A 22,858-nucleotide genomic window follows, 5' to 3' on the forward strand; every position below is an offset into this window, starting at 1 on the left:
CACAGAACCTCATTCAGTGTGGTCTTTTTAAAGCCGACATATTCATCATGAATAGGTCGGCTTTTTAGTAACTAGTGTTCCTTTTAGGCCAGTAAGTATCTGTGTATCAAGTATGTATCGTTTTATTTGGCCCAAAGCGCAATGATGTTATTCAGGGATCTCAGATTCAGCTAGGCGCTGTTCAACAAAGCTTAAAAAGGTGTCGAGCTTTTTAGAGCTATCCCGTTTCATGCGGTAAATTGCCCCGAGCGTTTTGTGACCCCGATTCAATTCTGGTAATAACTCTACAAAGGCGCCGCGGTTAATGTCTTTTTGGCAAAAGTAAGAAGGTAACATGCCTATGCCAATACCTGCCAATACGGCCTCCCTAATATGAAACCGGTTATTCGCAATTAAATTGCCGCTGAATGTATGATGCGTGCCGTCATCTTGTGCCCACGCATTTTCGAGGGTTGAGTGACGGGTGACGAGAACATTATGCTTGGTCAAACACTCTAAGCTTTTGGGGGTGCCAAAACGTGCTAAATAGTCAGGTGACGCAACAAACAGTAGTTTCACTTTGAGTAAGCTTAAACTGTAAAATGGGCTATCAGGTAAGGTAAACCAAGTGCGAAATGCCACGTCAATATTTTCATCTATTAAATCTAACAAGGATGCGGTAAAAATGAGTTCTAGTTCAAAATCTGGGTAGGCTTTGAGGAAGTCATTACAAATTTGGCTAAAAAGCATCCGCCCTAGTGTATTCGGAAAGGTTATACGTAGCTTGCCTTTTGGCGTGCTATCGAGCTCTTCAAGTTCTTCTTCTAAGGCTCTAAACCCCTCAAGTAAGCCTTGTGCACGCTTATAGACAATTTCTCCTTCATCGGTCATCGACAAAGCTCGGGTGGTACGCAGTAACAGGGTTTTTCCTAAGTGATTTTCAAGTTGTGATACTGCTTTGCTGACAGAGGAGTTAGGTAAATTGAGATGATCAGCTGCTTTAGAAAAGGATCCTTTTTCGACCACTTGATAGAACACATTCAGTAGATGGTGTTTGTCCCATTCTCGTCTCATAATAGCCCTTACTATTTCCGTTAAAGAAAAAGATACTTTCTTTTTTACCTCTGTATTTTCTTTATAGCATAAATATAATGGCTACTTAACGCAACAAAATATCAAGGAGTCAGTATGATTGAGCAGCAGTGTTTTTGTAAAGAAGTGAAATATCAGGTGTTTTCAGAGTATGCACCACTGCAAAGCGAGCACGACAATTTGCGTTTTGTTAATGCGGTAGGGGTGGTGATCGACCCTAATAAAATGATACATCGATATGTAAAAAAGGTTGGAGACGCATTTGAACATGCATTTTGCAGTCAGTGTGGATGCCCCATTTACCAAATAGACCACAGTGGGCATACCAAGTACTGTATTTGGCAAACAAGCACAGTACCAGGTAGTTTGTATAGTGGCGCGATGCAATTTGGATTGTAATACGCTTGAACGTAATGCTATTTGCCACTTTCAGCTAGAGGCACTGCATCAAAATGCACTTCCTCTAGGCCATTTCGATTGGCCAAAAATGCGCGGATGTTTTGATGGTCATTTCCATCTGGGTGCGCTAGCACATCTTGTCGGTAATAGTCGCCAAAGCAATGTAATGTTTGCTGTTTTGTTAAGTTATGCAATTGGGCAAATGAAAAAATCTTACAAGATCCAGAGTTTGTACCTGCTTCATTGTGCACACCACTGTTTTTAAATGAAGTGGCTGTAAATTGGTATAAGCTGTCTATCACGCTCATAGTTTGTGTGAAAGAGACTGACTCAGGATTGTCTTTCAAAGATTGCAATAATATGTCTAGTTTCATGCTATTACCCTAAAATTATGGTGGGAGAAGCATACAGTAGAAGGGCACAAATGTTGAGTGAAATATCTAGATAATGGCCACAGCATCGCGCTACTGTGGCCAGTGTATTCAGTCTTGAGTTACAGACACATCGCCAGTGGTTGAGTCGTACACTAACCGCATTGACGCGTCATCATTTAGGCTATAAGTACACAAGCCGTTTTGCGCACTTACTACCTTATAGTCACCATCAATTGTGGAGTAATACCACTTCGTTGAACCATCTGCTTTTTTACCTCCTGCCCCGCTTTGATTCAATGTATATTGGTGGTCTAAGAAGTTATTCCACATCCTCGCACAACGATTTGCATTAGGGTGTTTAGTAATTTTGTTGTGATTACCACCTTGGTCTTTAGACTCGACCGGAAAACCGGCGGCGTTAAAGTTGAACGATCCATCTCTAAACCCTTCAACATTGGCGACTGCACCAGTGAGTGCGTTATCTAGGTAGTATTGATGTGCGGCATTGACACCATCACGGTATAAATTATCAATACTTATCAACCTGTTTCCGCAGCCACTGACATAGGTCAAGTCGGCCATGTGCCTCGGGCCATCCATCAAATAAGCAGCTTGTGCCGTATTGACATCAAGGGTGTAAATTTTGGCGTTTTCATTCGCATTACGTGCTGAAACATAGAGTGTTCCGTCGCTACCCACAGCTAAGCCAGACGCCCAATTAAGCCCATGTTCTCCTATTTTATCTAATGTCATGTCATTTTCATTGAGCATGTACAGTGACTTTGCGTTTAATACGTAGACGATGTTGCCATCATTTGAATATGCAATATCGCCGTGTTTAAAATCGGCATAGCTTGCATCATCAGCTTGCATTTTTCCCATCACAGTTTTTACACCTGTCGCAGCATCAAACTGATACATATAAGTTTGACTGGTCGCGAGCAAATAGCTGCCATCAGGGGACATTGCAGAACGCTTAATCGTATACGAGGTCGTATCTGCTAAGGTGCGCTGTTGGCCTGTTGATAAGTCAAATGCATACAGTTTTGACGCTCTGGTGTTACTGTCTATCTTTTCCATCATATACAGAGTGTTACCAAAGCTGGCAATGTTACTCGCTGCCGTGGTTGTACCCGATAATAATGTAGACGTAAGATTGGTTGTGTCTAAATGATACAAACTTCCTTGTTCGCTATGGCCTGTGCGGTCAATGGCAATTAACCCAGACAAACAGCCGTTTCCGTCTGATGCCAATGTGCCGGTACTAACTGACATGGCACATACTACAGCACACTGTAGTAAGGTCTTAGTGAATGTTCGTGTCATAAGAGACTCCTAAAAGCTACTAAGCAGTAGCGTTAACTTTGTATTCAGTACTAAGAAGCAAGTGGTATGCCATTAAATAAAGGTTGAGATAGAGCTAGTAGAGCTTCGGGGGAGTAGCGTTGTTCAAATAATGTTAATTCAGTTATTTATATCTTTTAATAAGGCGTTTTATCGCAGAGCCTAGTTTGCAGGCTCTGCGAAAGAGTATTGTTTACAAATGATTTTACGCAATCTGCAAGTGCTGGTGCTCGTTATATTTGCATTATGCGACGCATTGGTGTTTTTTGGTCAGAAGCATCAATGCGCACAACTTAGGGTGTCAAATAATTAACGTCTGTTGTCGCATTAAGGCTATTCATACAATACGGATCCAAGATCAGTGTTCGGGTGAGGTGGCCTATCGACATTGGGATAACCAGCTTGACGTTTTTACTATTAACATTGGCATCGACCATGAGCCACTGTTTTACCAGACTATTTATGGGTCAATGACTTTAGCATTAGCTGTGCCATGCTTGTTCTTCCTTCAGCATGTAAGCTGGCAATAACTTGCTCACGGATCCGCATTGGTTTGTTTTGGCTGAGCTTAAAATTACCTTTGTGCTGCGATGCCGTGATACGTAAAAATCGAATTTGTTTAAACATTGCGTTGATCATTTTGTCATTGAGTTTATTCATTTGCCAAGGCGTATCAAAACCCTGTTCAAAGTGATTAGTTAACTGGGTCATTGCCGCTACTTGCTCAGAATGATCTTTGATTAATTCTAATGTTCCCGTGACTTCGACACTCGCATAGAGCCAGCTCGGTAAAATGTCATTGTTACAATGATTAGGGGATAAGTATGCATTTGGGCCATTAAATAGCAGCTTTATTGTGTTATTTTCCTGTTGAATAAGGGGGTTATTTGCGGTGACATGGCCAATGAAAGTGCCGGTATCCTGGTCAAATAGCATAGGTACTTGGCACACTTGGTCCAGTGCGGCGGTAGATGAGCCGCTTAGGATCGTCGCCAGTGGATATTGTGCAATCAGCTCATATAGCTGTGCCTCTGGAATATGTGTAAAGGGTTTTGGCGGATAACTCATAAAAAATGCTCCAAACGTTGTTTGACACTTGGCCACAGCGTGTCTGTGATGCTGTGTATTGCGCTGTTACGAAATAAGCCATCAGGGGAGCGGCGGTTTTTGTAGGCAATGCCTTCAAATTGTGCTCCTAATCTTATGATAGCATTACGTGATTTGTCATTTTTTTCGTTCGTACAAATAGTAACACGTACAAGTTTTAGCTGTTCAAAGGCGTAATTCAAAATTAAGTGTTTAGCATGACTATTAACGTAACTTCTTTGCCATGGTACACCAATAAACGTATGACCAACTTCCGCACTGAGATTGTGTTTATCAAGTAGAAAAAGGCGCGTTGTACCGACAACACAATGACTTTCATTATCAATAATGGCAAATGTTAGTTGTTGCTCTTCATCAAATTTTGCCGTGGTTTCTAACCATGTTTGCAAGGTTGCTTCAGATAAACAGTAATTTGTTGGTACCCAACGCCAAATACTCGGGTCTTGTCCTGCGACGAGTAACTCTGCAAGGTGTTTTTGAGCGATGGGCTCTAACGTAACTTTACTGCTGGATAGGGTGACTGGCGTTAACATATTTATTCCTTATCTGGGGGGATAAGAGCAAATTACGTTATTTTGGCTCAATTAATACAACCAGATTTAATAAACCAGCTAGACCAGATGGGTAGCTGACTGGGAGTATTAAGTGGTTTTCTCAGTTGCTTTTGGTATAGTAAATTAAAAATAATATGGTATAACCAATAGACCAATAGACCAATGAATCCAATTCCAGTTGAGTTTTGTGGCGATGGGCCCGCACGTTATTTACAATTGGCAAGGGCGATTAGACGTGCGATTAAAACAGGTGAGCTAAGCCCTGGCACGAAGCTAAGCTCAGCACGAATTATGGCTCAAGCATATGCGTTAAATCGACATACAGTAATGAATGCATTACAAATATTGGTCGCAGAGGGGTGGTTAGAGTCACAAGAAAGGTCTGGTTATAGAGTGACTCACAGTTTACCCATAGACAGCAGCCTGCGTCCGGATTTGACGCTTTCAAAGCATCGAACTGTTGCCGTGGCTGAACGTTATCAAACGCGAAGTTTTAACTGGCCAATCGTCTATGCAGCACAGGCCCCTTTATCACTGTCTGACTACCGCTTTAATTTTGCTGGCGGCTTACCTGATCTGGCGGAGTTTCCATTTGATGAGTTTAAGCGTGCGATGGGGAGCGCATGTCAACGCTTAGACACGCATTTACTCCATTATGGAGAGGTGTCGGGTGTGCCAGATCTTAAAACGCAGATCACCGCCTATTTAGCGAAAGCTCGGGGATTAGTAGCCAACGAACTCTTGGTTTGTAATGGTTCTCAAGAAGCCTTATTTCTTATTGCCAAAGCTTTTATTGGTGAAGGAGAGTGTATTGCGGTCGAGACACTGGGTTATCCACCAGCACGTAAAGCATTTATTGCATGCGGGGCGTCTTTGGTTGATATTCGTCAAGATGGATACGGTTTGTGTGTTGAAGACTTAGCGAAACAATTAAGGGTCCATCCAATTAAGTTGCTGTATTTAACGCCGCTACATCAATATCCAACCACCGTGACGCTCTCTATGACTCGGCGTATGCAAATATATCAACTGTGTTATGAGCATGGGGTGGCCATCATTGAAGATGACTATGATCATGAATTTCATTATCGTTGCCAGCCTATCGCCCCTATGGCCAGTGATGACCCTGCGGGCATTGTGGTTTACGTTTCGACATTTTCAAAGCTGATGTTTGCGGGCGCTCGCCTTGGTTACATTGTATGTAGTAACTCGATTATGTCGCAACTAACAGCACTCAAACAGCTGGTAAATCATAAAAATGACGTACTGACTCAGCTTGGCGTTGCACAGTGGATGAAAGAAGGTGGTTTTGAACGACATGCCAAACGCATGACAAAATTATATAAGAACAACTATCAACACCTTGATAGATTACTGCAAGCATATCAGGCGCAAGGTTATCCTATTCGTTATGACAAACCCGATGGAGGCATGGCGATGTGGGTTGATATGGGGGTAAATGTTAACCAATTAAAAGAGAAGGCAAAGTTAAGCGGGGTTTATGTGCAAACACAAAGTGAATTCTATTTTGAGCACAGTACGCGCTCATTGCGCGGTGATGCGTCTCAAAACACGCATATTCGATTAGGTTTTGCAGGGCAATCACCCGACATGCTTGCTAAAGGGTTGCAGATCATCATTGATATACTCTATGAGTGAGGCCATTTACCCGTTGCGAGCTTAAGTAAATGGCTTTTTAACAAGGTGGCAGTAAATAACTGTTAATTGGATGACAACCTGTCTAGTTGCCAGTGTAACGTGCTGGGCGTTTTCGTGGGAGTTAATACAAATACTTTATCAAATTCTGTTTCACTGATGTGTGTTACGTGGCCGCTGAGAAGCTCGATGAGTTCTGGCGTTGTGTTACTGTGACCTGCAACCACAATGGTGCCAGACAGATTGCGCAATGTCTCGGCGAACGCGGGCAACTCGCGTGGGTTGTAAGGTAAAACGGCTAACTTTGTGTGTTCGGCTAACGGTGTGATGGTTTGTTGTGTGCGGTTATAGCCGGTACTGAATAAAGACGTCGGTTTATATGGAGCTAGCATGATGGTTAATCTTTTTGCACGTTTTATTCCTTCATCAGTTAAGTGTGGGTTTTTACCTGTCATTTTTTCGGCATGACGAAATAACACAATTTTTTCAGGTAGAGCCACCGATTGCCAAGTCACTATGGCCAGCAATGTAAGAATTATCTTAATTTTCATGTGTGTGTTTGAGTTTGGGAAGTTGTCTCGACTTTAGCAAAACAGTATGAAAGATGTAAATAGGCAGGTCTCCCTGCCAAAGTGCGTAATGTATTGTGACCGCTAAGCCGTCAGTAAAAGTGGGTACTGATATTATTTAGGCAATGCTAGTAGTGAGTACATAGATTGATTTTGGTGTTGTGTGTCTAACGTGCCTAGTAATGCGTTACTCGGTACCCATAAGTCGCTATCATCGAGTATTACCGTTAACAAGTCTTGCGCAATATCAGATTGCCCAAGAAGCGGGTGTGATGGATTAAAAATGACATACAGTGCACAACAGCTGGCAGCAAATAGTTGTGTATATTGCTTCGTGGCTGCAAATCTTACCACGCTTGCCGGTTCATTTTGCTCATTGTGCTGCAATGTTTGTATTGTGTCGCACCAACTTAAAATCTGCTGTTTTAAGGTGTGTAATACGGTTTGTAGGTTTGCATCTAATCTATCAAATTGACGCTGTTCTGTTATTGCTAAGAATGACGCTAAGATTGGATCTTGTCCCATGTTATTTACGCTTAACATTGCACTGCTTATTGTACTGAGTGATTTTGCCGTGTTTAAGTCAAACCAAGCTGCTATATCAGGGTGTGCACATGGGTTATCTAGTAGCTTGCTCGCAATTGCATTCGTTTGTGATGAAATTAGCCCGAGATTTAATTGACTACTGCCATCAAATAAAGAAACCACCGCATTGTCTCTTTGCATTTTTTGGAACATGCCCGCTTGATACTCATCACGTAAATAATATCGAGCGCCTAAAATGACCTTAAGCTCGTCAATAGCAAGCTCGGTGGTTTTGGGTACCCAGTACTTACAACTTGCAGAGTAAACACTCAGGCTTTTTCCGGCATAGTTTAGGGTTTTACTACTGGCTAAAGAAACCATTTCAGCCACCAGCAACTTAGCGAAGCTGCGGCCAAGCCCTTGTTGAACGGTTGGCATATCTAATACTGTTTTTTGATATAAAGCCCGTGACTTAGCAAAGTCATAGGTTAACCTGAGACAGGTATCGAATGCCCCTAAGGAAAACCCTGCGCACAGAATACGCGAAATTTGTAGTGCTTTTAATACGCCATACATACCCGGTTCATTCGTCTGAATTATCGCGGATTTGGGTACTTGTGTATTGTTAAAGCGGATCCCACTTATATCGGCACAGCGGATCCCATGAGTATTGATCTTTTCAATGTTTTCGAAGTCTTTAATACAGGTTTTATCGAGCAATAATACCGCTAATGACTCACGCTGATTATGATCGTATTTACGCACCAAAATAGTCATAGTATGACCTTGAGTTGCGTTATTTATCAGCCATTTCTCGCCATTGAGCTGATAGTCATCGGCGTGTTCTGTTGCACTCACTTCGCTCGCCAGCAGGTTACTACCATGACGTTTTTCAGTAAGCGCTAGGCAGCCTAAATGACCCTGGAGAATATGCTCTGCTAACAGGCTTTTTTGTGTTTGATCGCCACATAACCATACAGGCAAAGCACCAAGCATGGTTTGCCCAGTAGCAATGGCTGCGGTTAAATCTCGACGAGATAGGGTTCTACACAGCAGTAGTAGCTCTGAAAACTCATGAAGTTGCCCACCCATTTCAGTAGGAACAAAATGTGAGAAGTAACCGATGTCCGTTAAATAACGAATATAGTCGTGAGGAAAAGCTTGTGCTTCATCCAAGGTCACAGAGCGGGCGAAATTAATCTCGCTTTGTTCATTTGTGGGGTCGCCAAGCGTTGTTTCAAGGTGCTGAATAGTTTTTAAAAAATCGTGGTTTAGATCAGTCATAAATAGGTTCTGTCAATAAAATATCATGGTTGTGTAGCTGCCATGTGTGGCGACGCCAGTGCGTCAACTCAGTGTATGGGTTTGTCGCAATGATGACTCGGTTAGTGTACCAAGCGCTAATACGAACGGCTTGGCAGAAGGTCACAAATGGACCTGTGCCAACGGCTTTGTATAGCGCTTCTTTGAAGCACCATAGTTGTGTGGCGCTGGGTATTGCTTGCGCATCATCCTGTGAGAGTTCACCTTTTGAAAACCAGGGTTCTGGGGCTGTATCAAAGCGACTTTGGTGCTCTGTGTCTACGCCAAAAGGTGACTTGCTCAACGCTGCGATGGCTAAGTCTGATGTGTGGCTAATCCCAACGGGTTGACCCGATATGGCGCAAAAGGGGGCTCCTTGGGGGTTTTTAACCAAAGACAGCTGTTTGGTCGTGGTATTGTGACATTGGTATTTTTTAAGTAACCACTTTGCCGCCAGTCGAGCACCAAGCCAGCTAAGTGCTGGCTTTTTGTATATAAAGTTATGGTAAGTTGCTAACTCATCAGCGCTCAAATTTGACATAAGTTGCTGTTGCATCGCAGGGACCTTTAGCCGCAACATCAGTTGCGGCAAGTACACAGCATATACGTCACTGTGTGTTGAAGCTGATAAATGAGAAAGCATGCTAGGCTATTACCACTGATAGCCTGGCAAGATTTCATCGGCATGAATGGTTTCTACCACATCGGCCATTTGCGTGAATTGTGCAATCAAGGATTGGAACAACGGTGTTTGGGTTTCAGCTTCAAAATCAGTCAATGAGCTAACAGCAACGACTTCGACATAGTCGTAATCTTGACCGCTTACTTTACTGACCACAAAGCGCTGTACGGTGTGCAGATCATGGCACGCGATATAATCAGTTTCTTTTACCCAACGTTCAAAATTAGCTCGGTGTTCTTCTGATTTGAGTTTTATTTTATCAATAATAACAGACATTTAATCTTCCTTATTTACAATTATTAGACCTTTATGGGCATCAACAGTGATAATGTCGCCAGTATTTATTAAGGCACTTGCATGATGGGTGTTCACCACACAAGGAATGCCAAACTCTCTGGCAACAATTGAGCTATGAGAGAGCATTGAACCAATATCTGTGACGACGGCGCTTGCTAATGCAAACAGGGGCGTCCAAGAAGCATCGGTGAATGGGGCAATTAAAATATCACCTTTTTTAAATTCGCCGGCTTGTGAAGCTAAATCAGTGATCACGCAAGCACGTGCTCGGCAAAAGCCTTCTGATGTCGCCAGACCTTCTAATGAGGTGAGGCTGGGATCAAAAATGAGATCAGGTTGGCTACTAGGCTTGCCAATAAACGTCAGAGGAGGTTCAGCTTGCGCTTGCCATTGCTGATATTGAGCGCGATTTTTACTAATAAGCTGAGTATCGGTGAGCTGCTCAGCGGTAATGGTGTTATTTAAGTATTGAATTACATTTTCAAAGTCGAGATACGCCACATCGTCAAAGCTGCTCAAAAGTGATTGATCAATTAATCGTCTAGCGACTTCATACACCACTCGACGAACGAGCCAAATTGAGGTGGTCATACTCATGCGTGTTTCTTCACGCAGTTTAGCGCAACCAGAATACAAAGAGATGACTCGGTTAATCGTAAAGCGCTGGGTCCAACTCAATTCATTGAGTAGCTCATCGCTTATCTTTTGCTGCTTCTGTGTTTGTTCAACTAAGGCATCATCCACTTCATAGCCTTGTTTCAGATACAACTTAATCATTTGCAGTACGTAGGTTCTGTCATCTAACCAGCGAGGGTGAGTGAGCTCCATTTCTTCACGCCCACGTACACCATTGTCACGCATAAACTCAGCAAGAGGCCCGTTGGTAAATCGGATCCCCAGTGGCGTGGTGTTAAGGAAGTCTTCAATGTCGGCAATGTCTTTATTGGTAAATACATCTTTGACTTGCGGCCATGCATTGAGCACTTTACACAGTTGCCACAGTTCTTGTGCACTGGCAACGGTTCTCAGGTTAGACATGTCCCCTTTGATTTTATTTTGGAGATGTTTACTTTTGTCACCCAACCATTTTGCACTGAGCTCTTCAAGTAAGCCGTAACATGCAAAAGCGTTGATATAATAGGGTAAGTAACCCTCGTGCATTGCTTTAAAGTAGTTTAAGCAATGATCAAGCTCGTAGCGTAGTTCGTCATGAGACAGTGTTGTGATGTCTTGGCTTTGCACTCGATCAAACTCTTGATAACGCGAGGTGATCATAGATTTTGCTCTGCGCTTTGCCTGAAATAGCTCTTTGACGTTTTGCTTTATCCAATAGCGCAGACATTGTTTTGGCGTCATATTAGGGTGACTATGTTTGGCACCATACGGGTTTTCATAGCCGGTTAAATCAATGGCTTCACTGCTAAAGCGCGCTAAAAATGGGGTTTGATCTGCGCCAACTGGTGTTTGAGCCAGTTGCCAAGCGGTATAAGATACATTTAAGTACACATGACCCTTATGATAGGCGATGGTTTCGTTCGCTTCACCTAAATCAAGTAGCCCGAGTTTTTTACCACAATCAATATGAACATGTGTTTGGTAATAATGCGCGAATGATTGGCCCAATGGCGTCATTCGACCAGTAAATATTTCGCCAATATCCATGCGAGACCAGAGAATGTCTTTTTGCACATGCTCTGACTTATTGCCTAAGTAGAAAGGCTCAGTTTTGGTGTTTTTTGTTGTAATAGGGCGGCTTTGTAAAAGCCAAACTTTTCCATCACTGAGGGTCCACTCTACATCTTGAGGGCAGCCATAATAAGACTCTACTTGACGCAATACACTGTATAAAGATTGCTGGGCAATATGGTTAAGCACTTGCTCATTTTGTAAAGCTGGGGGCACTGCGAGTTTTTTTATGGAGCCGTCGATATGTACAATTTGATGCTGTTTTGGCTGAACTGTATGGGCTAGCAGCTCGCCATTGAGCTTATCAATTTCATAGCTATCGCTACTTACTTGCCCTGACACTAAGCCTTCGCATAGACCATAACAGCCTTCGATAATAAAGGCATTTTTTGAACAGGTTGTGGGGTGTTGACCAAACGCAACCCCAGATGCATCACCAAACTGCATTTGTTGCACAACGACAGCAATTTTAGGAATATCGGTCGTTTGCCCAGTTGTTTGACGGTATTGAAAAGCCGCTTCACTAAAGGCCGAAGCCCAACATGCTTTCACTGCTTCTAATATATTGTCAGTGCCTTCAACGGCGAGCTTAGTCACATGCTGACCGGCAAAAGAATGACTATCGCTGTCTTCATCCGTTGCAGAAGAACGCACGGCGACAGGGCCTATTAATAACGCACTGGCATTGCTTATCTGTGCTGCGATTTGCTCAGGCAGTGCCACGCTGGTAATGGCGGTTGCTAATGCGCGCCACTCAGTAACCCCTTTACTTGGGTCAAATCGATTCAGAAGTTGAGTTTGCTGTAAAAACTCTTCAAATAAATTGACCGTGATACAGTAACCAATAGGGACAGGGAGTCCTGCACTATGCATCGCGCATAAAGATGCGCCTTTTCCGCCAACCTGCTCAACAGAAGCGACTTGTTGGCTATCAAAATGAACAATCCCACCATTGAGTGGTTGTTCAATAGCCAGAGAATTAACTGTCATGTGTATATCCTTACGCGAAGTATGACTTATTTTTGTGCCAAAAATGCAAAATAGCTTTCACCTGGCATTAATCGTTTACTATTTACATGAGCAAACCCTGATTGCCCAAGTGACTGCTTTAGTTGCTCCACCTCTGGCAGGGCACCGCCCACATCACTTAAACTGAACCACAGGTTTAATGCCGTGATGGCACTGCTACCACCTTGGCAGCTGGTGGTCATTAATAGCTGGCCACCGGGCTTGAGTAATTTATGAGCTTGGGTGAGTACGGTTTGACGCTGTTCTTCTGTGAAGTAATAAATATTATTGTGCAAAGTAATTAAGTCATAGAGTGACTCTCCTTGCATGTCGAAGAATGATTGATGACGTAAATCTATGTCTTTAATATTATTCTGTAGTAGGGTTTGATTTGCTTGTGCAACGACATCGGCTTGGTAATCAATCGCGGTGATTTCACTACTTGCTAACCGATCACGTAAATACACGAGGTATTTCCCAGCACCGCAACCGACTTCTAAAATCGCTTTAGGCTGAGTATGCTTTAGGCTCCACTCAATGGCTTCTTCGACAAACGGCTCTAATATTTGCGATGATTGTGCTATTACCTTACCGTCTTGATCTGATAGCTGGTATGCCTTGTCTTGTTTCATGCGCACTGGCGCGCTAAGTAGTGCATCGTAATGATAGCGAATGGCTTCTTCAAACATAGCGGCAGCGATTTGATTTTCTTGTTTGGCTAAGTGGCGGCTGAGTTTACCTTTAAGCCGATAGCGGCCAGACCGGAATCCTAATTCACCCAAGCGTACGCCACATTCTAACCAAGCTTCTAGTGCATCACGTTTGGTATCATCGATAGTGAGCTGTTGCTGTAGCTGGATCAGGCTTTGTTCCCCTTGATTTAAGCTATTTAACAGGCCACTAGAATTGGCTGCGGTGACAAAACTGGTGCGGTATACGGTGTCTACTTGTTTTCCTAAGCGTAAAAACGCAAAGATGTTCTTGTCAAAAATAAGTTTTTTTAAAGTGGTTAATTGCATTATTTAGCCTTAAAAATAATAACGAATACCGAGTTGAACAAGATCAGAAAACTGTTCAAACTCACTGTTAATTGGCCCCGAAGAGGGGGTATAAGCCAGCGCAAACCGCACTTGCAGATTGTCGCTTGCTGAGTGGGTGATCACGGCAGAAACATTAATGTGGTCATCGATAAGGTTTTGCATTGCGAGTAGCTCGTAGCGCGTTAGGTCACTCCACTCATCGGCGTAAGACAGCGCTAAATAGCGCTTTGCAATGCCTAGATTGGTTATATTGCTGTGCTCGTAACGTTGTTGCCACAAGGCGTAATCGGACTGAGTATTGGCCGCGAGTGTTTGTTGCAACCATTCAACTGCGAGCATACCGTTGGCACCCACTTTGGTGCTTAACCCCAATAACATACGTTGATGCGAGTCTTGTTTGAATACCGTTTCACTGGTGTCGGACAGGCTGCCATATAGATATTCGGCATAGCCATCAACATCAAGCCCTGCAATGTAATGTTGCGCACTGACGGAAATATACTTTTGCTCTTCTCTATGGGCCAGAGTCACTAACCAAACACCTTGCGCTAAACTGCCTTTAATTGTTTGTAGTAGCTGCAGATGATCATGGTTATTTACCGTGGCAATACTTTGCGTTTGCACCGAGCCCGTGAGGAAATAGTCATATTTAATGGCATCCACCCCACTTTTATAGAGCCTGTCTAAGTCAAAGACATTAAACGCACCGAGGGGATCCGTTGGTGAAAACACGCGACCGAGCCCCAAAGTAACAGGCTGTCTGCCCACAGTGAGGCTACTATTAGAAAAACTGCGTTGCCAATAGCTCCAGTCTAGCTGCGTATGCCATTGGTGGTGACTTTGAGTATCTTGCCATTCTAAATCGACCGCGCGGTCGGCAACCTCTGGGCGCGCAAACATCGGCAATGCCCAGCCATGATTAACATAATCAAAATCAATTTGAGCATGATTCACCCATTGGCCTTGCCATAACTGTGTGTACGACTCTAACCGAGCGAACTGGTTAGTGCCCATCGCGGAGTCTGTTTGACCATCTAATACGAGTAAATTCGCTTCAAATACCCCAGACCACGTCTGCTGCTCAGCAGGCGCTTCGCCGAGTAGCATGTCGAGATCATCTTCAAATGCCAAGCTGGAAGCCTGCATTACAATGCAGGCGCTAATAAGTACATTTTTGATCACGATGACATTGCAGCCTGAGGATGCCCTGCGCTCATATCAGCCAGTTGTTCATCGCGCATAACCTTCCCATCTTGTAGGTGTATAACACGGTGCGCGCGTTCGATAACGCGAGGATCATGTGAGCTAAAGATAAAGGTGATCCCCAGTTTTTCGTTCAGAGAGACCATAAGGTCGAGTAAGCTCTCGGTAGATTGAGAATCTAAGTTAGCGGTTGGTTCATCAGCAATCACCAACAAGGGCTTTGCGGCAATAGCACGGGCGACTGCAACCCGTTGTTGTTGACCGCCACTTAATTGTGCTGGGAAGCGATTTTTAAACTCACCTAACCCAACAGCTTCCAGCGTTTCAATGGCACGTTGTTTACGCTCTTTTTTGCTTACCCCTGAGAACTCCATGATCATTTCGGTGTTTTCTAATGCAGTGAGAACGGGCATTAAATTGTAGGCTTGAAATACAAAGCCAATTTTGTCTCGACGAATATCGGCTAGTTTATTGCTGCTAAATTGCGCGACGTCTTTTTCATCAAAAAGGAAATTACCAGAAGTGGGTTTATCTAACATACCCATAATATTCAGTAAGGTTGATTTACCTGATCCTGATGGCCCTGCGATCACGGTAAATTCACCTTGGCCAATGGATAAATCAATGTCTTTTAAACAGTGAAAAGACTGGTGTTTGTCAGCGAAGATTTTATTTATTTTGGTTAATTTAATCATGGTTATTCCTTTAGGCATCTTGGGTTGCGGCAAGTGGTGAACGATGACCTGCACGAATAGCAGGGATCAGAGTAACAATAATGGTCAGTAGGAAGACAAACAGCACACTTAATGTCAGCTTGCTGGTATCAAGAATGGAGTAGAATTTCTCAGGTAACAATACACCTCCCGCTTCCATGGCTGTGCCAAAGACCTCTTTAAAATTGAGACCTTCAGTTGCGAAGTGATAATGACCCCACAGGCCAAGCGCAAGCCCTATAGAGAGTGAAAAAGCGCTGAGATAAACCGCTTCTAATAACACGACCTTAGAGACCGTGCTGGCACGAGAACCTAAAGCTATCATCATGCCAAATTCTTTTTGGCGTCTGAAAGTAGACATCAATACGGTATTAAGGATCCCAACAGCAACTACCACATAGACGATTAACATCAGCAAGTACATGCCAGCGGCATCAAGGGTGACCGCAGAATAAAGCTCTGGAGCGGCTGTTTGCCAAGGTTGCACATCATAGGTACTAAAAGTAGTTTTTAGCTGTTGTGTTGTGACGGCCAACGTTTCTGGGTTTGCTTGACTGTACAATGCAATTTGACTGGCATAATTTGGCACTTCTAACAGGGTTTGTAACGATATTAAGGGCACTTCAGCCCAAAAGGTGTCTAGCTCATGTAGACCCGTCTTAAAGATGCCAGCAACCATAAATGCAGAGCGCGCAAGATCGGCACCACTGGCCGGTTTTGCTGTGATGGTCACGGTGTCACCAATACGCACTTCCAAGTTTTTTGCCAATGTTTCACCAATGACGATACCGCTGAGTCGCTGCATATGTTGGTCATTGGTGAACTGAGCCAGTGTTTTCCCTGCAATAATGGCTTTTTGATCTGCGATTGCAGATACTTGGCTTTCTTTGTTTGGTTGTACGCCTGAAATAGTAAGCGCTACACCATGTCGTCCTGCTTGAATTAAGGCATCTACCCGTAATCGTGTCACGGCAGTGAGCGTGGGATGCTGCTGTTTTATTTGCGCAATTAATTGCTCTGGTTCTGCGATTAAATGCTGTAAAGCAGGGTCGTCACTGTAAGAGTCATGTTGCACAATAATATGACCTAGACCCATTCTTACACCGATATCAATCATGGCTTTGTGTCCACCATCGGACAGGCCCATAAACAAAATCATCATGCTAAATGCGAATACAATGATCACCGAAGTGAGGGATGAACGTCGTTTATTTCTTAACAAATTTCGTAATGCGAGCTTGTGGATCATGCGCTTCTCATTCCTTGTGCTGGGATTAGTCGAGCCGCTGACAGAGCAGGGTATAAGGCGGCTAGTAATGCAATGATGAACATCACGACAACTGGTGTGAGTAAATTATCTAGTGTGAGTTTTGCTTTAAGTGCGCTGGTCATGCCAACACCTGCAAGGCTAAACTCACCAAACTGGCTGATATCCCAGCCGTACTGTTGTAAATAACTCCCCAATGCGATCCCCATGATCAGGCCTGCAATGGATGCGACAAAAGTCAACATGAGGGTTTCTACCGTGACCAGCCAGACCACATTGTTGCCCTTTAAGCCCAGTGCTTTAAGAAGACAAAGCTCTTTGCGACGTTCCATCACACTGACCAGCATTGCGTTCATCACACCAACTCCCGCAATAAGGAAAATGATAAATACTAAGGTGCCCATCAATGCTTGGTTTGATTGTATTAATGCCAGAATGTCTGGTCGCAATTGAGACCAAGTTTGTACGCTAAGTTCTTGCTTTTGCGCTGATATAGTGTCAGATACAGCATCTCTGAGCAGCGAGACATTCGCTAAGTCTTGGGTTTTAATCGCAATCTCGTGACTTTGATCAGGTAGCTGCAATAGCTTTTGCAGATCTTGTAGGTGAAATACAATGCGAGTTCGGTCTATTAAGTCGGTGCCTTGGCGGCTGGTGCCAGCCACTTCAAGCTGTAATGACTGCTGTGCCCCTAACGAGGTTTCATACAGAAGTGTTACGATATCACCGACATCAGCCTGGAGGTTTTTAGCGAGCTTCACACCTAAAATAACTTTAGGGGGGACATCTGGTAATGGCGCCAGGGTATCAATGAGTTGATTGGTTTGCTGCTGTGTTGAGGTATTGTCTAAAAATAGCCCATCCAGTTCAGCAAACGCCTCCGCTACTGCTTGCGCGGTAAGTTGCTCATCCAGTCGTTTTTGTTCATCGTTCAATGCTTGGCCGAGCGGCCATGGCGTTGGGTTGCTCAAAAATGTGCCACTGGTCATTTGCTCTGCTAATGTTGTGACGTTTTTTTCATGTTCAGGTTCTACGCCAAATAAGCTGACACCAACCGATTTGTTTTCTTTACTCAAATAACCAAAGCTGTATATGCGAGCCGCAGCGGCACTAATTTGCGTGTTTTGGCGCACGCTTTGTAATAATTCAGCATTATTGGTAATGGTTTGTTGTAACTGACGTTTGGCCAAGTAATCTTTTTGGTGGATTTGCATATGACCCACTTGCCCAGCCGTGGTGCCGGTGATCAAGTCGTGGCTTAACCCATCCATGATGGCCAACGTGGTAATACAAAAGCCAATTCCAAGGGTAATACCAAGCGCTGTTACGGTGCTTCTTTTTCTATTTCGGAGCAAATTACGCCACGCGAGTCTGATAAATAGTCCCATTTTATTTCCTTACAAAAATGCTTGTTCAGAGAACTTGCTGGCTGCAAGGTCGGTGTTAAATTTTATTTTTTGATAATGCATACGTGTGTATTCATCTGGTTTGTCAGTGACGCGCATTTCCATCATGGTCGGCACTTTCATCCCATCCATATTTTTAATATCTGAATAAGTAAGTGTACGTTCTGGTTTCGGGTCGTCTTTGCGGCGAAAGTAGGTGACTTGCTCTGGGTAGACTCGGCCTTCTTCGATATAAAGCGTATATAGGACTTTGCCCCACACGACCGGTGCAGAAGGCAGCGGTGTAAGCTCTACAAGGTGGTAATTACGAGTGTCTTTGTCCCATGCTTTTTGTGCACTATAGGCATAATGTTGCGCAAGATCTGTTTCGCGCATTAAATCATCATTACTGAAATGGCTGCCCATCCAGCTTGAAGCAAGCATTGAACTGCTCATGACTGTGGTGCGTTTATTTCGAGGCTCAAAAAATGAAATTCGCTCATCGACTTTTAAAGTCATATTGCCACGCCATAAAGCTGGTCCCAGCATGCGTACCATCACTTTTTGCGCTTCATCACGGTCATCGGTGAGTACCAGTAGGGTAAAATCTCTTTGGTATTCAGCCTTGTTTATGTTCATTTTTAGGACCGATGCGGAGGTTTGCGCCCGTAAAATACGTTCCGCACTGTCTATCCATTTACCGAGTGGTAAATCTGTCTTTGCTGCACTAACAAATGAGGCAAAGCAAAGGAAAAGAAAAGCAAGTTGTTTCATAATGGTCCTTTTAGTGTTGTTTTAATATGCGCGGTAATGCTGCGCGATATCTAAATTGGGCGATAAATTCTGGGTCTGCATCACTTTTGCCAACGCGAGCGATAAACAGAGGGTGATGCTCTTCGCCTAACTGCTCGTGTAATGCTGCCTTGGCTTCTGGGTGTTGCAATAGAACACTCAGAGGATGAATCGCAAGGTCTTGTGCCGTGGCTTGAAGCCACATTTCAATCATTTTTTGGCCTGCACATAACCAATCAAAGGTGCTTTGTGTGCTTTTTTGGCACAGACAAATTATCTGGCTGCTTTGGGCAGTAAGCTGGCTCAATACCTGTGCCATGCTATCTGCAACACCCAGTTTAGCGAGCACTCTCATTGATAAAGGGTTTAGCAACAACTGGTGTGCTCTGCGCTTAATTAATGACATAGGCCCCATTAGTTGTTGGATGTTAAAGCCTCGCTCTGCCTCTTTATTGGGTGTTTTAGAAAAATCAATAAATGCGTAGGTTTCTCGCCATGCTTTGGCATGTTTAAAGTCTTGGCTGGCAAAACGCGCCACTAACTCAGCCGTTTTTAGGTGTTTATCACCTTCTATACTTTGCCATTCAATGTTCGGGCTATGCCAAAGCACCGTAGACAAAATACGGTCATGAACCGCCAATTTTTTGTTTCCAGTGAGCGCACCTCGATAGGTGTAACGTTGCTCTAACAGCGATTTAATTTGATTAAACCGAGCGTGGTTTATACGCTCAGGGTGGTATGTTAGTTGTGCTTCTAATATATAAGGATGCTCACAAGTTGCATTGTTTGTGCCTGCCGTAATAGGGCTCGATACCACGCATGTGATCCCCGTGGCCTCAAGCAGGTTTATCAATACGGCACTGAACCCGGCAAGACTCATCCACATTTCATTCTGTAATGCTGGCAGTGCGTTAATAATATTGTCTGGGTCAAACCCAATTTGTAAACGCCCATCGAATGGCACGCTTTGCGCGTACCATTGCACCTGCCATGGTTGACAGTTGTGAGATGACGGTACGAGTTTCGCTAACTCAATACACTCAGCAACCAGATCAGCTAGCGGCTTGCAAGACGTCATTTTGCGGTTTCTCCTGATCCAGTTCAAAGCCATGAATTGCTGCTAATGCTTGTACTTGCTCAACTTGAGAGCAGGTTAATGCACCCATACTAAAATGACTAAAGGTGCCCGCTAAGCCCAGTAACATGGTTTCGCCACAACAGGCATAAACCTGTCCACTGGGCAGCAACATACCTGGTAGGGTAAAGTTTGGATTATGAGATAAGTTCACCACGCCACCGCGGATCAACTTGACATTCGGGCGAGTTAAAACAATGTCTTCTGGGACATCCTTTGGTACTGCTACATCACTTATCAGCACTGGTTTGTGTTGTGCGATATAGTTGGGCGTAAACACCGTTGTTGGACTGCTGGTATTACTGACAATGACATCGGCTGTTTTACAGGTTTCAAATTGTTCACTAACCACGAGCAATTGTCGGGCAAGTAAAATACTCTTGAGCTCCCTGATCAGGACATGCGGTTCTTCTGAGCCCAAGCGAGGTGCAAGCCAGTCACGGCATACCTTTAGAAGCTGACCGCCAGTTTGCTGCTGATCAACCGCTTGATATAAATTCTCACAAATAATGTCCAAAGTCTTATTCATGTTACTGGTGCTGCCTGCACGGGTAATGAGTAACAATGACTGGCAGTACTTGGCAAGTACTGCACTGTGAACTTGACCTATGTTGCCAGCGGCTCCACAGACAGCAATTGTCGCTTTTGACAGTTCAATACCATGGCGCTCAGCGCTACTTAAAATAGTGTTAATACTGGCTGCTACGGTTAACGCATTCCCCGATGTTGCAGCAGGTGTATTAAACGTAAAATCACAGCAGTTATTGGTGACAATAGAGGTATAACCTCCGAACCCAACTAATTTACAGCCTTCTTCTCTGGCCAGTCGATACGCTTCATGCACTTGTGAGCGAATAATTTTCGCCTGATTAAAGCGTCTGTCGGCTTCAATACTTTCGGCATCCATCTGAATACCAAATAAGACCAATTCAATTTGTTTACCGGTACTTGATGTAACGAGTCTGCGTGCCAAAATACTGGGCAGTGTGACGGGCAATATATGTTGATTAAGCTCTTCTTGCTCATACTCATCAAACACTTCCCAACCAGGGTCTATCTCGTTAAGGCTATCTTGGTCGATAAGATGACTAATAAAGGCGACTTTATCTACCCCTGTTGCTATTGGCTCGTCACGTTGAGGATGATTCATTATTTTGCTAAATGGCGTCAATGCCAGTTCACTGTGAATTAAATGTGAAAGCAGGGGGGCTACTTGGTGGCTTCTAATTAAATCAAAGGCCTGTCGAAAAGCGTCTACTACTTTGATTATTTGGGCACTATCAAAATACCCTGAGGGCTGCATTCTTAATACTTTACGTTTACCTAAAGAAGGCAGCACGCGAATATGGTGTTTGTGCAGTAAATACCCTGCAATGGCCATAGAAAGTACATTTTCACAGTCTAAATTAGAGATGGTGGCACTGGGGTGATCGGCAAATGACGCAAGCTCAATTCCAAGCATGCAACCTTTGCCTCGTACTTGGGTGATCATATCAGGGTAGTCTTGAGCTAACTGATTAAACGCGCTGAGAAAATGTTCGCCAAGTTGCATTGTTTTGAGTTTTATGTCGTCACGTTCAAGTAGCGCTAAGGTTTTTAATGCTACGGCACTGCTTAAGTCATCATCAGAAAACGTTGTGCTATGTAGCATACTGAATTCGTTGTGATAGCGACCTTTCTCGACAGCAAGAGCCGATATTTTACACAGGCCACCGCCAAGTGATTTAGCGAGCGTAATGTAGTCGTTGGGGGTGTCATTGGCGACACTTTCTAAAAATGCACCCGTACGGCCTAAGCCACACTGGATCTCATCGGCAATGATCGCCGTGCTTGGGTATTGTGCTTTAATATGGCGCAGCAATGCATTATGTGAAGCTGAAAGCGGAACGACGCCACCTTCCCCTTGAATTGGCTCGTAGATCACTGCGGCTAATTGATTAATGGGCTTTTTAACCAGTCGCAGCGGCGAAAATTCGATATACCAATAATGGCTTTGCCAAGTATCTATTTTGGTTGTAAATTCATCGGCATCATCAATGAAAGTGGCGTCAGGGTTATTGGCTATGAAAGGTAAGCGAGCATCACGGTTATAAGTTGTGGCTAAACTGCCCCGTGTTTTGCCGTGAAATGCACCTTTGAAAGCCGCGACTTTACTCGGTAGATTAAAAGCATGCTGATTACGAAACTCAATGGCAGACTTTAGTTCATCTAGGGTTTCGATAGGCTCTTGTTCAAGTAAACGTTCACATTCACAAAAGAAGTCATCGCTCAACTCGATGTGATTAGTTGCCAAGCGTACCTGAAACTCTCGCCAGTTCTGCGCGCAGCTTTTTTGTGCATCATTGATACGTTGATAGTATTCGTATTGTGCATGTTTTAAGGCCGCTTCGACGGCTTCCGTTCCAGTATTTAACAACACTATTTGATACTGCTTTTGCGTCTCTGAATAAAGCTTATCAGCCAATACAGTACGCAATTGCTGCGCCATGGGGCGCTGTGCGCCTTGCACCCACATTGGGCGGTCTGCACTGAGCAGTTGCTGCATAGTTTGCACAAGTTCAGGGTGGTTGTGGCCAAGCAACGTACTGCCAAAGCCACCAACTAAGTCGATAACATCGTGTTGCTGTTCATCTTTTTGCCACGTCAGCATATCGCCTTTGGCTTTTGAAAACTCTACCAGTAACCCGGCGCTGTCTAGTAACGCTTCACGGCTTAATATTTCTTGTCCGATTCGAATTTGCATAACTTA

General features: G+C 43.9%; 20 protein-coding genes. 2 read left to right on the forward strand and 18 right to left on the reverse strand.

Going from position 1 to position 22,858, the window contains the following annotated elements; genetic code table 11:
* Nucleotides 1-147: 147 nt before the first annotated feature.
* Nucleotides 148-1,053: a LysR family transcriptional regulator gene (locus tag BGP78_RS21015; RefSeq protein WP_119863226.1), complete on the reverse strand. Its 906-nt coding sequence runs from the start codon at nt 1,051-1,053 to the stop codon at nt 148-150.
* Nucleotides 1,054-1,167: 114 nt separating this feature from the next.
* Between BGP78_RS21015 and BGP78_RS21020 the strand changes: the two genes are divergently transcribed.
* On the forward strand, nt 1,168-1,470 hold the full coding sequence (locus BGP78_RS21020) for a hypothetical protein (protein WP_119863227.1): 303 nt from the start codon (nt 1,168-1,170) through the stop codon (nt 1,468-1,470).
* A gap of 17 nt (nt 1,471-1,487) precedes the next feature.
* Here the strand turns inward: BGP78_RS21020 and BGP78_RS21025 are convergent, their stop codons facing one another.
* From BGP78_RS21025 to BGP78_RS21040, 4 genes are all read right to left on the reverse strand, one after another.
* A complete protein-coding gene (locus tag BGP78_RS21025) occupies nt 1,488-1,844 on the reverse strand; it encodes a HopJ type III effector protein (protein WP_119863228.1) in 357 nt (118 codons plus the stop codon).
* Nucleotides 1,845-1,952: 108 nt separating this feature from the next.
* On the reverse strand, nt 1,953-3,170 hold the full coding sequence (locus BGP78_RS21030; protein WP_119863229.1) for a hypothetical protein: 1,218 nt from the start codon (nt 3,168-3,170) through the stop codon (nt 1,953-1,955).
* 474 nt (nt 3,171-3,644) lie between these two features.
* The gene (locus tag BGP78_RS21035; protein WP_119863230.1) at nt 3,645-4,256 is read right to left on the reverse strand and encodes an FMN-binding negative transcriptional regulator; all 612 of its coding nucleotides are present in this window, start codon (nt 4,254-4,256) and stop codon (nt 3,645-3,647) included.
* Nucleotides 4,253-4,828, reverse strand: a complete 576-nt coding sequence (locus BGP78_RS21040; protein ID WP_119863231.1) for a GNAT family N-acetyltransferase — start codon at nt 4,826-4,828, stop codon at nt 4,253-4,255. Before BGP78_RS21040 ends, BGP78_RS21035 begins: the two co-directional genes overlap by 4 nt.
* Before the next feature lie 183 nt (nt 4,829-5,011).
* On the opposite strand from BGP78_RS21040, the gene BGP78_RS21045 reads away from it, so the two are divergent.
* Nucleotides 5,012-6,508, forward strand: a complete 1,497-nt coding sequence (locus tag BGP78_RS21045; RefSeq protein WP_119863232.1) for a PLP-dependent aminotransferase family protein — start codon at nt 5,012-5,014, stop codon at nt 6,506-6,508.
* A gap of 62 nt (nt 6,509-6,570) precedes the next feature.
* Here BGP78_RS21045 and BGP78_RS21050 read toward each other — a convergent pair whose 3' ends face one another.
* The 13 genes from BGP78_RS21050 to BGP78_RS21110 form a co-directional block, all read right to left on the reverse strand.
* The gene (locus tag BGP78_RS21050) at nt 6,571-7,056 is read right to left on the reverse strand and encodes a histidine phosphatase family protein (RefSeq protein WP_259386399.1); all 486 of its coding nucleotides are present in this window, start codon (nt 7,054-7,056) and stop codon (nt 6,571-6,573) included.
* 132 nt (nt 7,057-7,188) lie between these two features.
* Nucleotides 7,189-8,883: an acyl-CoA dehydrogenase family protein gene (locus BGP78_RS21055; RefSeq protein ID WP_119863233.1), complete on the reverse strand. Its 1,695-nt coding sequence runs from the start codon at nt 8,881-8,883 to the stop codon at nt 7,189-7,191.
* Nucleotides 8,876-9,457: a 4'-phosphopantetheinyl transferase superfamily protein gene (locus BGP78_RS21060; RefSeq protein ID WP_182912356.1), complete on the reverse strand. Its 582-nt coding sequence runs from the start codon at nt 9,455-9,457 to the stop codon at nt 8,876-8,878. Before BGP78_RS21060 ends, BGP78_RS21055 begins: the two co-directional genes overlap by 8 nt.
* 96 nt (nt 9,458-9,553) lie before the next feature.
* Entirely contained in the window at nt 9,554-9,859 is a 306-nt protein-coding gene (locus BGP78_RS21065; RefSeq protein ID WP_119863235.1) for a RedY protein, read from the reverse strand.
* Entirely contained in the window at nt 9,860-12,556 is a 2,697-nt protein-coding gene (locus tag BGP78_RS21070; RefSeq protein ID WP_119863236.1) for a PEP/pyruvate-binding domain-containing protein, read from the reverse strand.
* A gap of 26 nt (nt 12,557-12,582) precedes the next feature.
* The gene (locus BGP78_RS21075; protein WP_119863237.1) at nt 12,583-13,593 is read right to left on the reverse strand and encodes a trans-aconitate 2-methyltransferase; all 1,011 of its coding nucleotides are present in this window, start codon (nt 13,591-13,593) and stop codon (nt 12,583-12,585) included.
* A gap of 9 nt (nt 13,594-13,602) precedes the next feature.
* On the reverse strand, nt 13,603-14,745 hold the full coding sequence (locus BGP78_RS21080) for a hypothetical protein (RefSeq protein ID WP_259386401.1): 1,143 nt from the start codon (nt 14,743-14,745) through the stop codon (nt 13,603-13,605).
* Between the two features lie 47 nt (nt 14,746-14,792).
* On the reverse strand, nt 14,793-15,512 hold the full coding sequence (locus BGP78_RS21085; RefSeq protein ID WP_119863239.1) for an ABC transporter ATP-binding protein: 720 nt from the start codon (nt 15,510-15,512) through the stop codon (nt 14,793-14,795).
* Nucleotides 15,513-15,522: 10 nt separating this feature from the next.
* Entirely contained in the window at nt 15,523-16,779 is a 1,257-nt protein-coding gene (locus BGP78_RS21090; protein WP_119863240.1) for an FtsX-like permease family protein, read from the reverse strand.
* Complete coding sequence (locus BGP78_RS21095) at nt 16,776-18,185, reverse strand: FtsX-like permease family protein (protein WP_119863241.1); 1,410 nt, start codon at nt 18,183-18,185, stop codon at nt 16,776-16,778. The genes BGP78_RS21090 and BGP78_RS21095 overlap by 4 nt, the downstream gene beginning before the upstream one ends.
* Before the next feature lie 9 nt (nt 18,186-18,194).
* Complete coding sequence (locus BGP78_RS21100) at nt 18,195-18,956, reverse strand: outer membrane lipoprotein-sorting protein (RefSeq protein WP_119863242.1); 762 nt, start codon at nt 18,954-18,956, stop codon at nt 18,195-18,197.
* Between the two features lie 10 nt (nt 18,957-18,966).
* Nucleotides 18,967-20,052, reverse strand: coding sequence for a nitroreductase (locus tag BGP78_RS21105; RefSeq protein ID WP_119863243.1), 1,086 nt, complete (start codon nt 20,050-20,052; stop codon nt 18,967-18,969).
* Nucleotides 20,027-22,852 carry an aminotransferase class III-fold pyridoxal phosphate-dependent enzyme gene (locus BGP78_RS21110; protein WP_119863244.1) on the reverse strand — a complete coding sequence of 942 codons (2,826 nt, stop codon included), beginning with the start codon at nt 22,850-22,852 and terminating at the stop codon, nt 20,027-20,029. The genes BGP78_RS21105 and BGP78_RS21110 overlap by 26 nt, the downstream gene beginning before the upstream one ends.
* Nucleotides 22,853-22,858 lie beyond the last annotated feature (6 nt).

The sequence above is a fragment of the Pseudoalteromonas sp. MSK9-3 genome (assembly GCF_003590335.1).
Classification (GTDB): domain Bacteria; phylum Pseudomonadota; class Gammaproteobacteria; order Enterobacterales; family Alteromonadaceae; genus Pseudoalteromonas.

Coding starts and splice junctions, on each gene's coding strand:
- BGP78_RS21015 (WP_119863226.1), bottom strand. CDS start 1,053: ATGAGACGAGAATGGGACAAACACCATCTACTGAATGTGTTCTATCAA.
- BGP78_RS21020 (WP_119863227.1), top strand. CDS start 1,168: ATGATTGAGCAGCAGTGTTTTTGTAAAGAAGTGAAATATCAGGTGTTT.
- BGP78_RS21025 (WP_119863228.1), bottom strand. CDS start 1,844: ATGAAACTAGACATATTATTGCAATCTTTGAAAGACAATCCTGAGTCA.
- BGP78_RS21030 (WP_119863229.1), bottom strand. CDS start 3,170: ATGACACGAACATTCACTAAGACCTTACTACAGTGTGCTGTAGTATGT.
- BGP78_RS21035 (WP_119863230.1), bottom strand. CDS start 4,256: ATGAGTTATCCGCCAAAACCCTTTACACATATTCCAGAGGCACAGCTA.
- BGP78_RS21040 (WP_119863231.1), bottom strand. CDS start 4,828: ATGTTAACGCCAGTCACCCTATCCAGCAGTAAAGTTACGTTAGAGCCC.
- BGP78_RS21045 (WP_119863232.1), top strand. CDS start 5,012: ATGAATCCAATTCCAGTTGAGTTTTGTGGCGATGGGCCCGCACGTTAT.
- BGP78_RS21050 (WP_259386399.1), bottom strand. CDS start 7,056: ATGAAAATTAAGATAATTCTTACATTGCTGGCCATAGTGACTTGGCAA.
- BGP78_RS21055 (WP_119863233.1), bottom strand. CDS start 8,883: ATGACTGATCTAAACCACGATTTTTTAAAAACTATTCAGCACCTTGAA.
- BGP78_RS21060 (WP_182912356.1), bottom strand. CDS start 9,457: ATGCAACAGCAACTTATGTCAAATTTGAGCGCTGATGAGTTAGCAACT.
- BGP78_RS21065 (WP_119863235.1), bottom strand. CDS start 9,859: ATGTCTGTTATTATTGATAAAATAAAACTCAAATCAGAAGAACACCGA.
- BGP78_RS21070 (WP_119863236.1), bottom strand. CDS start 12,556: ATGACAGTTAATTCTCTGGCTATTGAACAACCACTCAATGGTGGGATT.
- BGP78_RS21075 (WP_119863237.1), bottom strand. CDS start 13,593: ATGCAATTAACCACTTTAAAAAAACTTATTTTTGACAAGAACATCTTT.
- BGP78_RS21085 (WP_119863239.1), bottom strand. CDS start 15,512: ATGATTAAATTAACCAAAATAAATAAAATCTTCGCTGACAAACACCAG.
- BGP78_RS21090 (WP_119863240.1), bottom strand. CDS start 16,779: ATGATCCACAAGCTCGCATTACGAAATTTGTTAAGAAATAAACGACGT.
- BGP78_RS21095 (WP_119863241.1), bottom strand. CDS start 18,185: ATGGGACTATTTATCAGACTCGCGTGGCGTAATTTGCTCCGAAATAGA.
- BGP78_RS21100 (WP_119863242.1), bottom strand. CDS start 18,956: ATGAAACAACTTGCTTTTCTTTTCCTTTGCTTTGCCTCATTTGTTAGT.
- BGP78_RS21105 (WP_119863243.1), bottom strand. CDS start 20,052: ATGACGTCTTGCAAGCCGCTAGCTGATCTGGTTGCTGAGTGTATTGAG.
- BGP78_RS21110 (WP_119863244.1), bottom strand. CDS start 22,852: ATGCAAATTCGAATCGGACAAGAAATATTAAGCCGTGAAGCGTTACTA.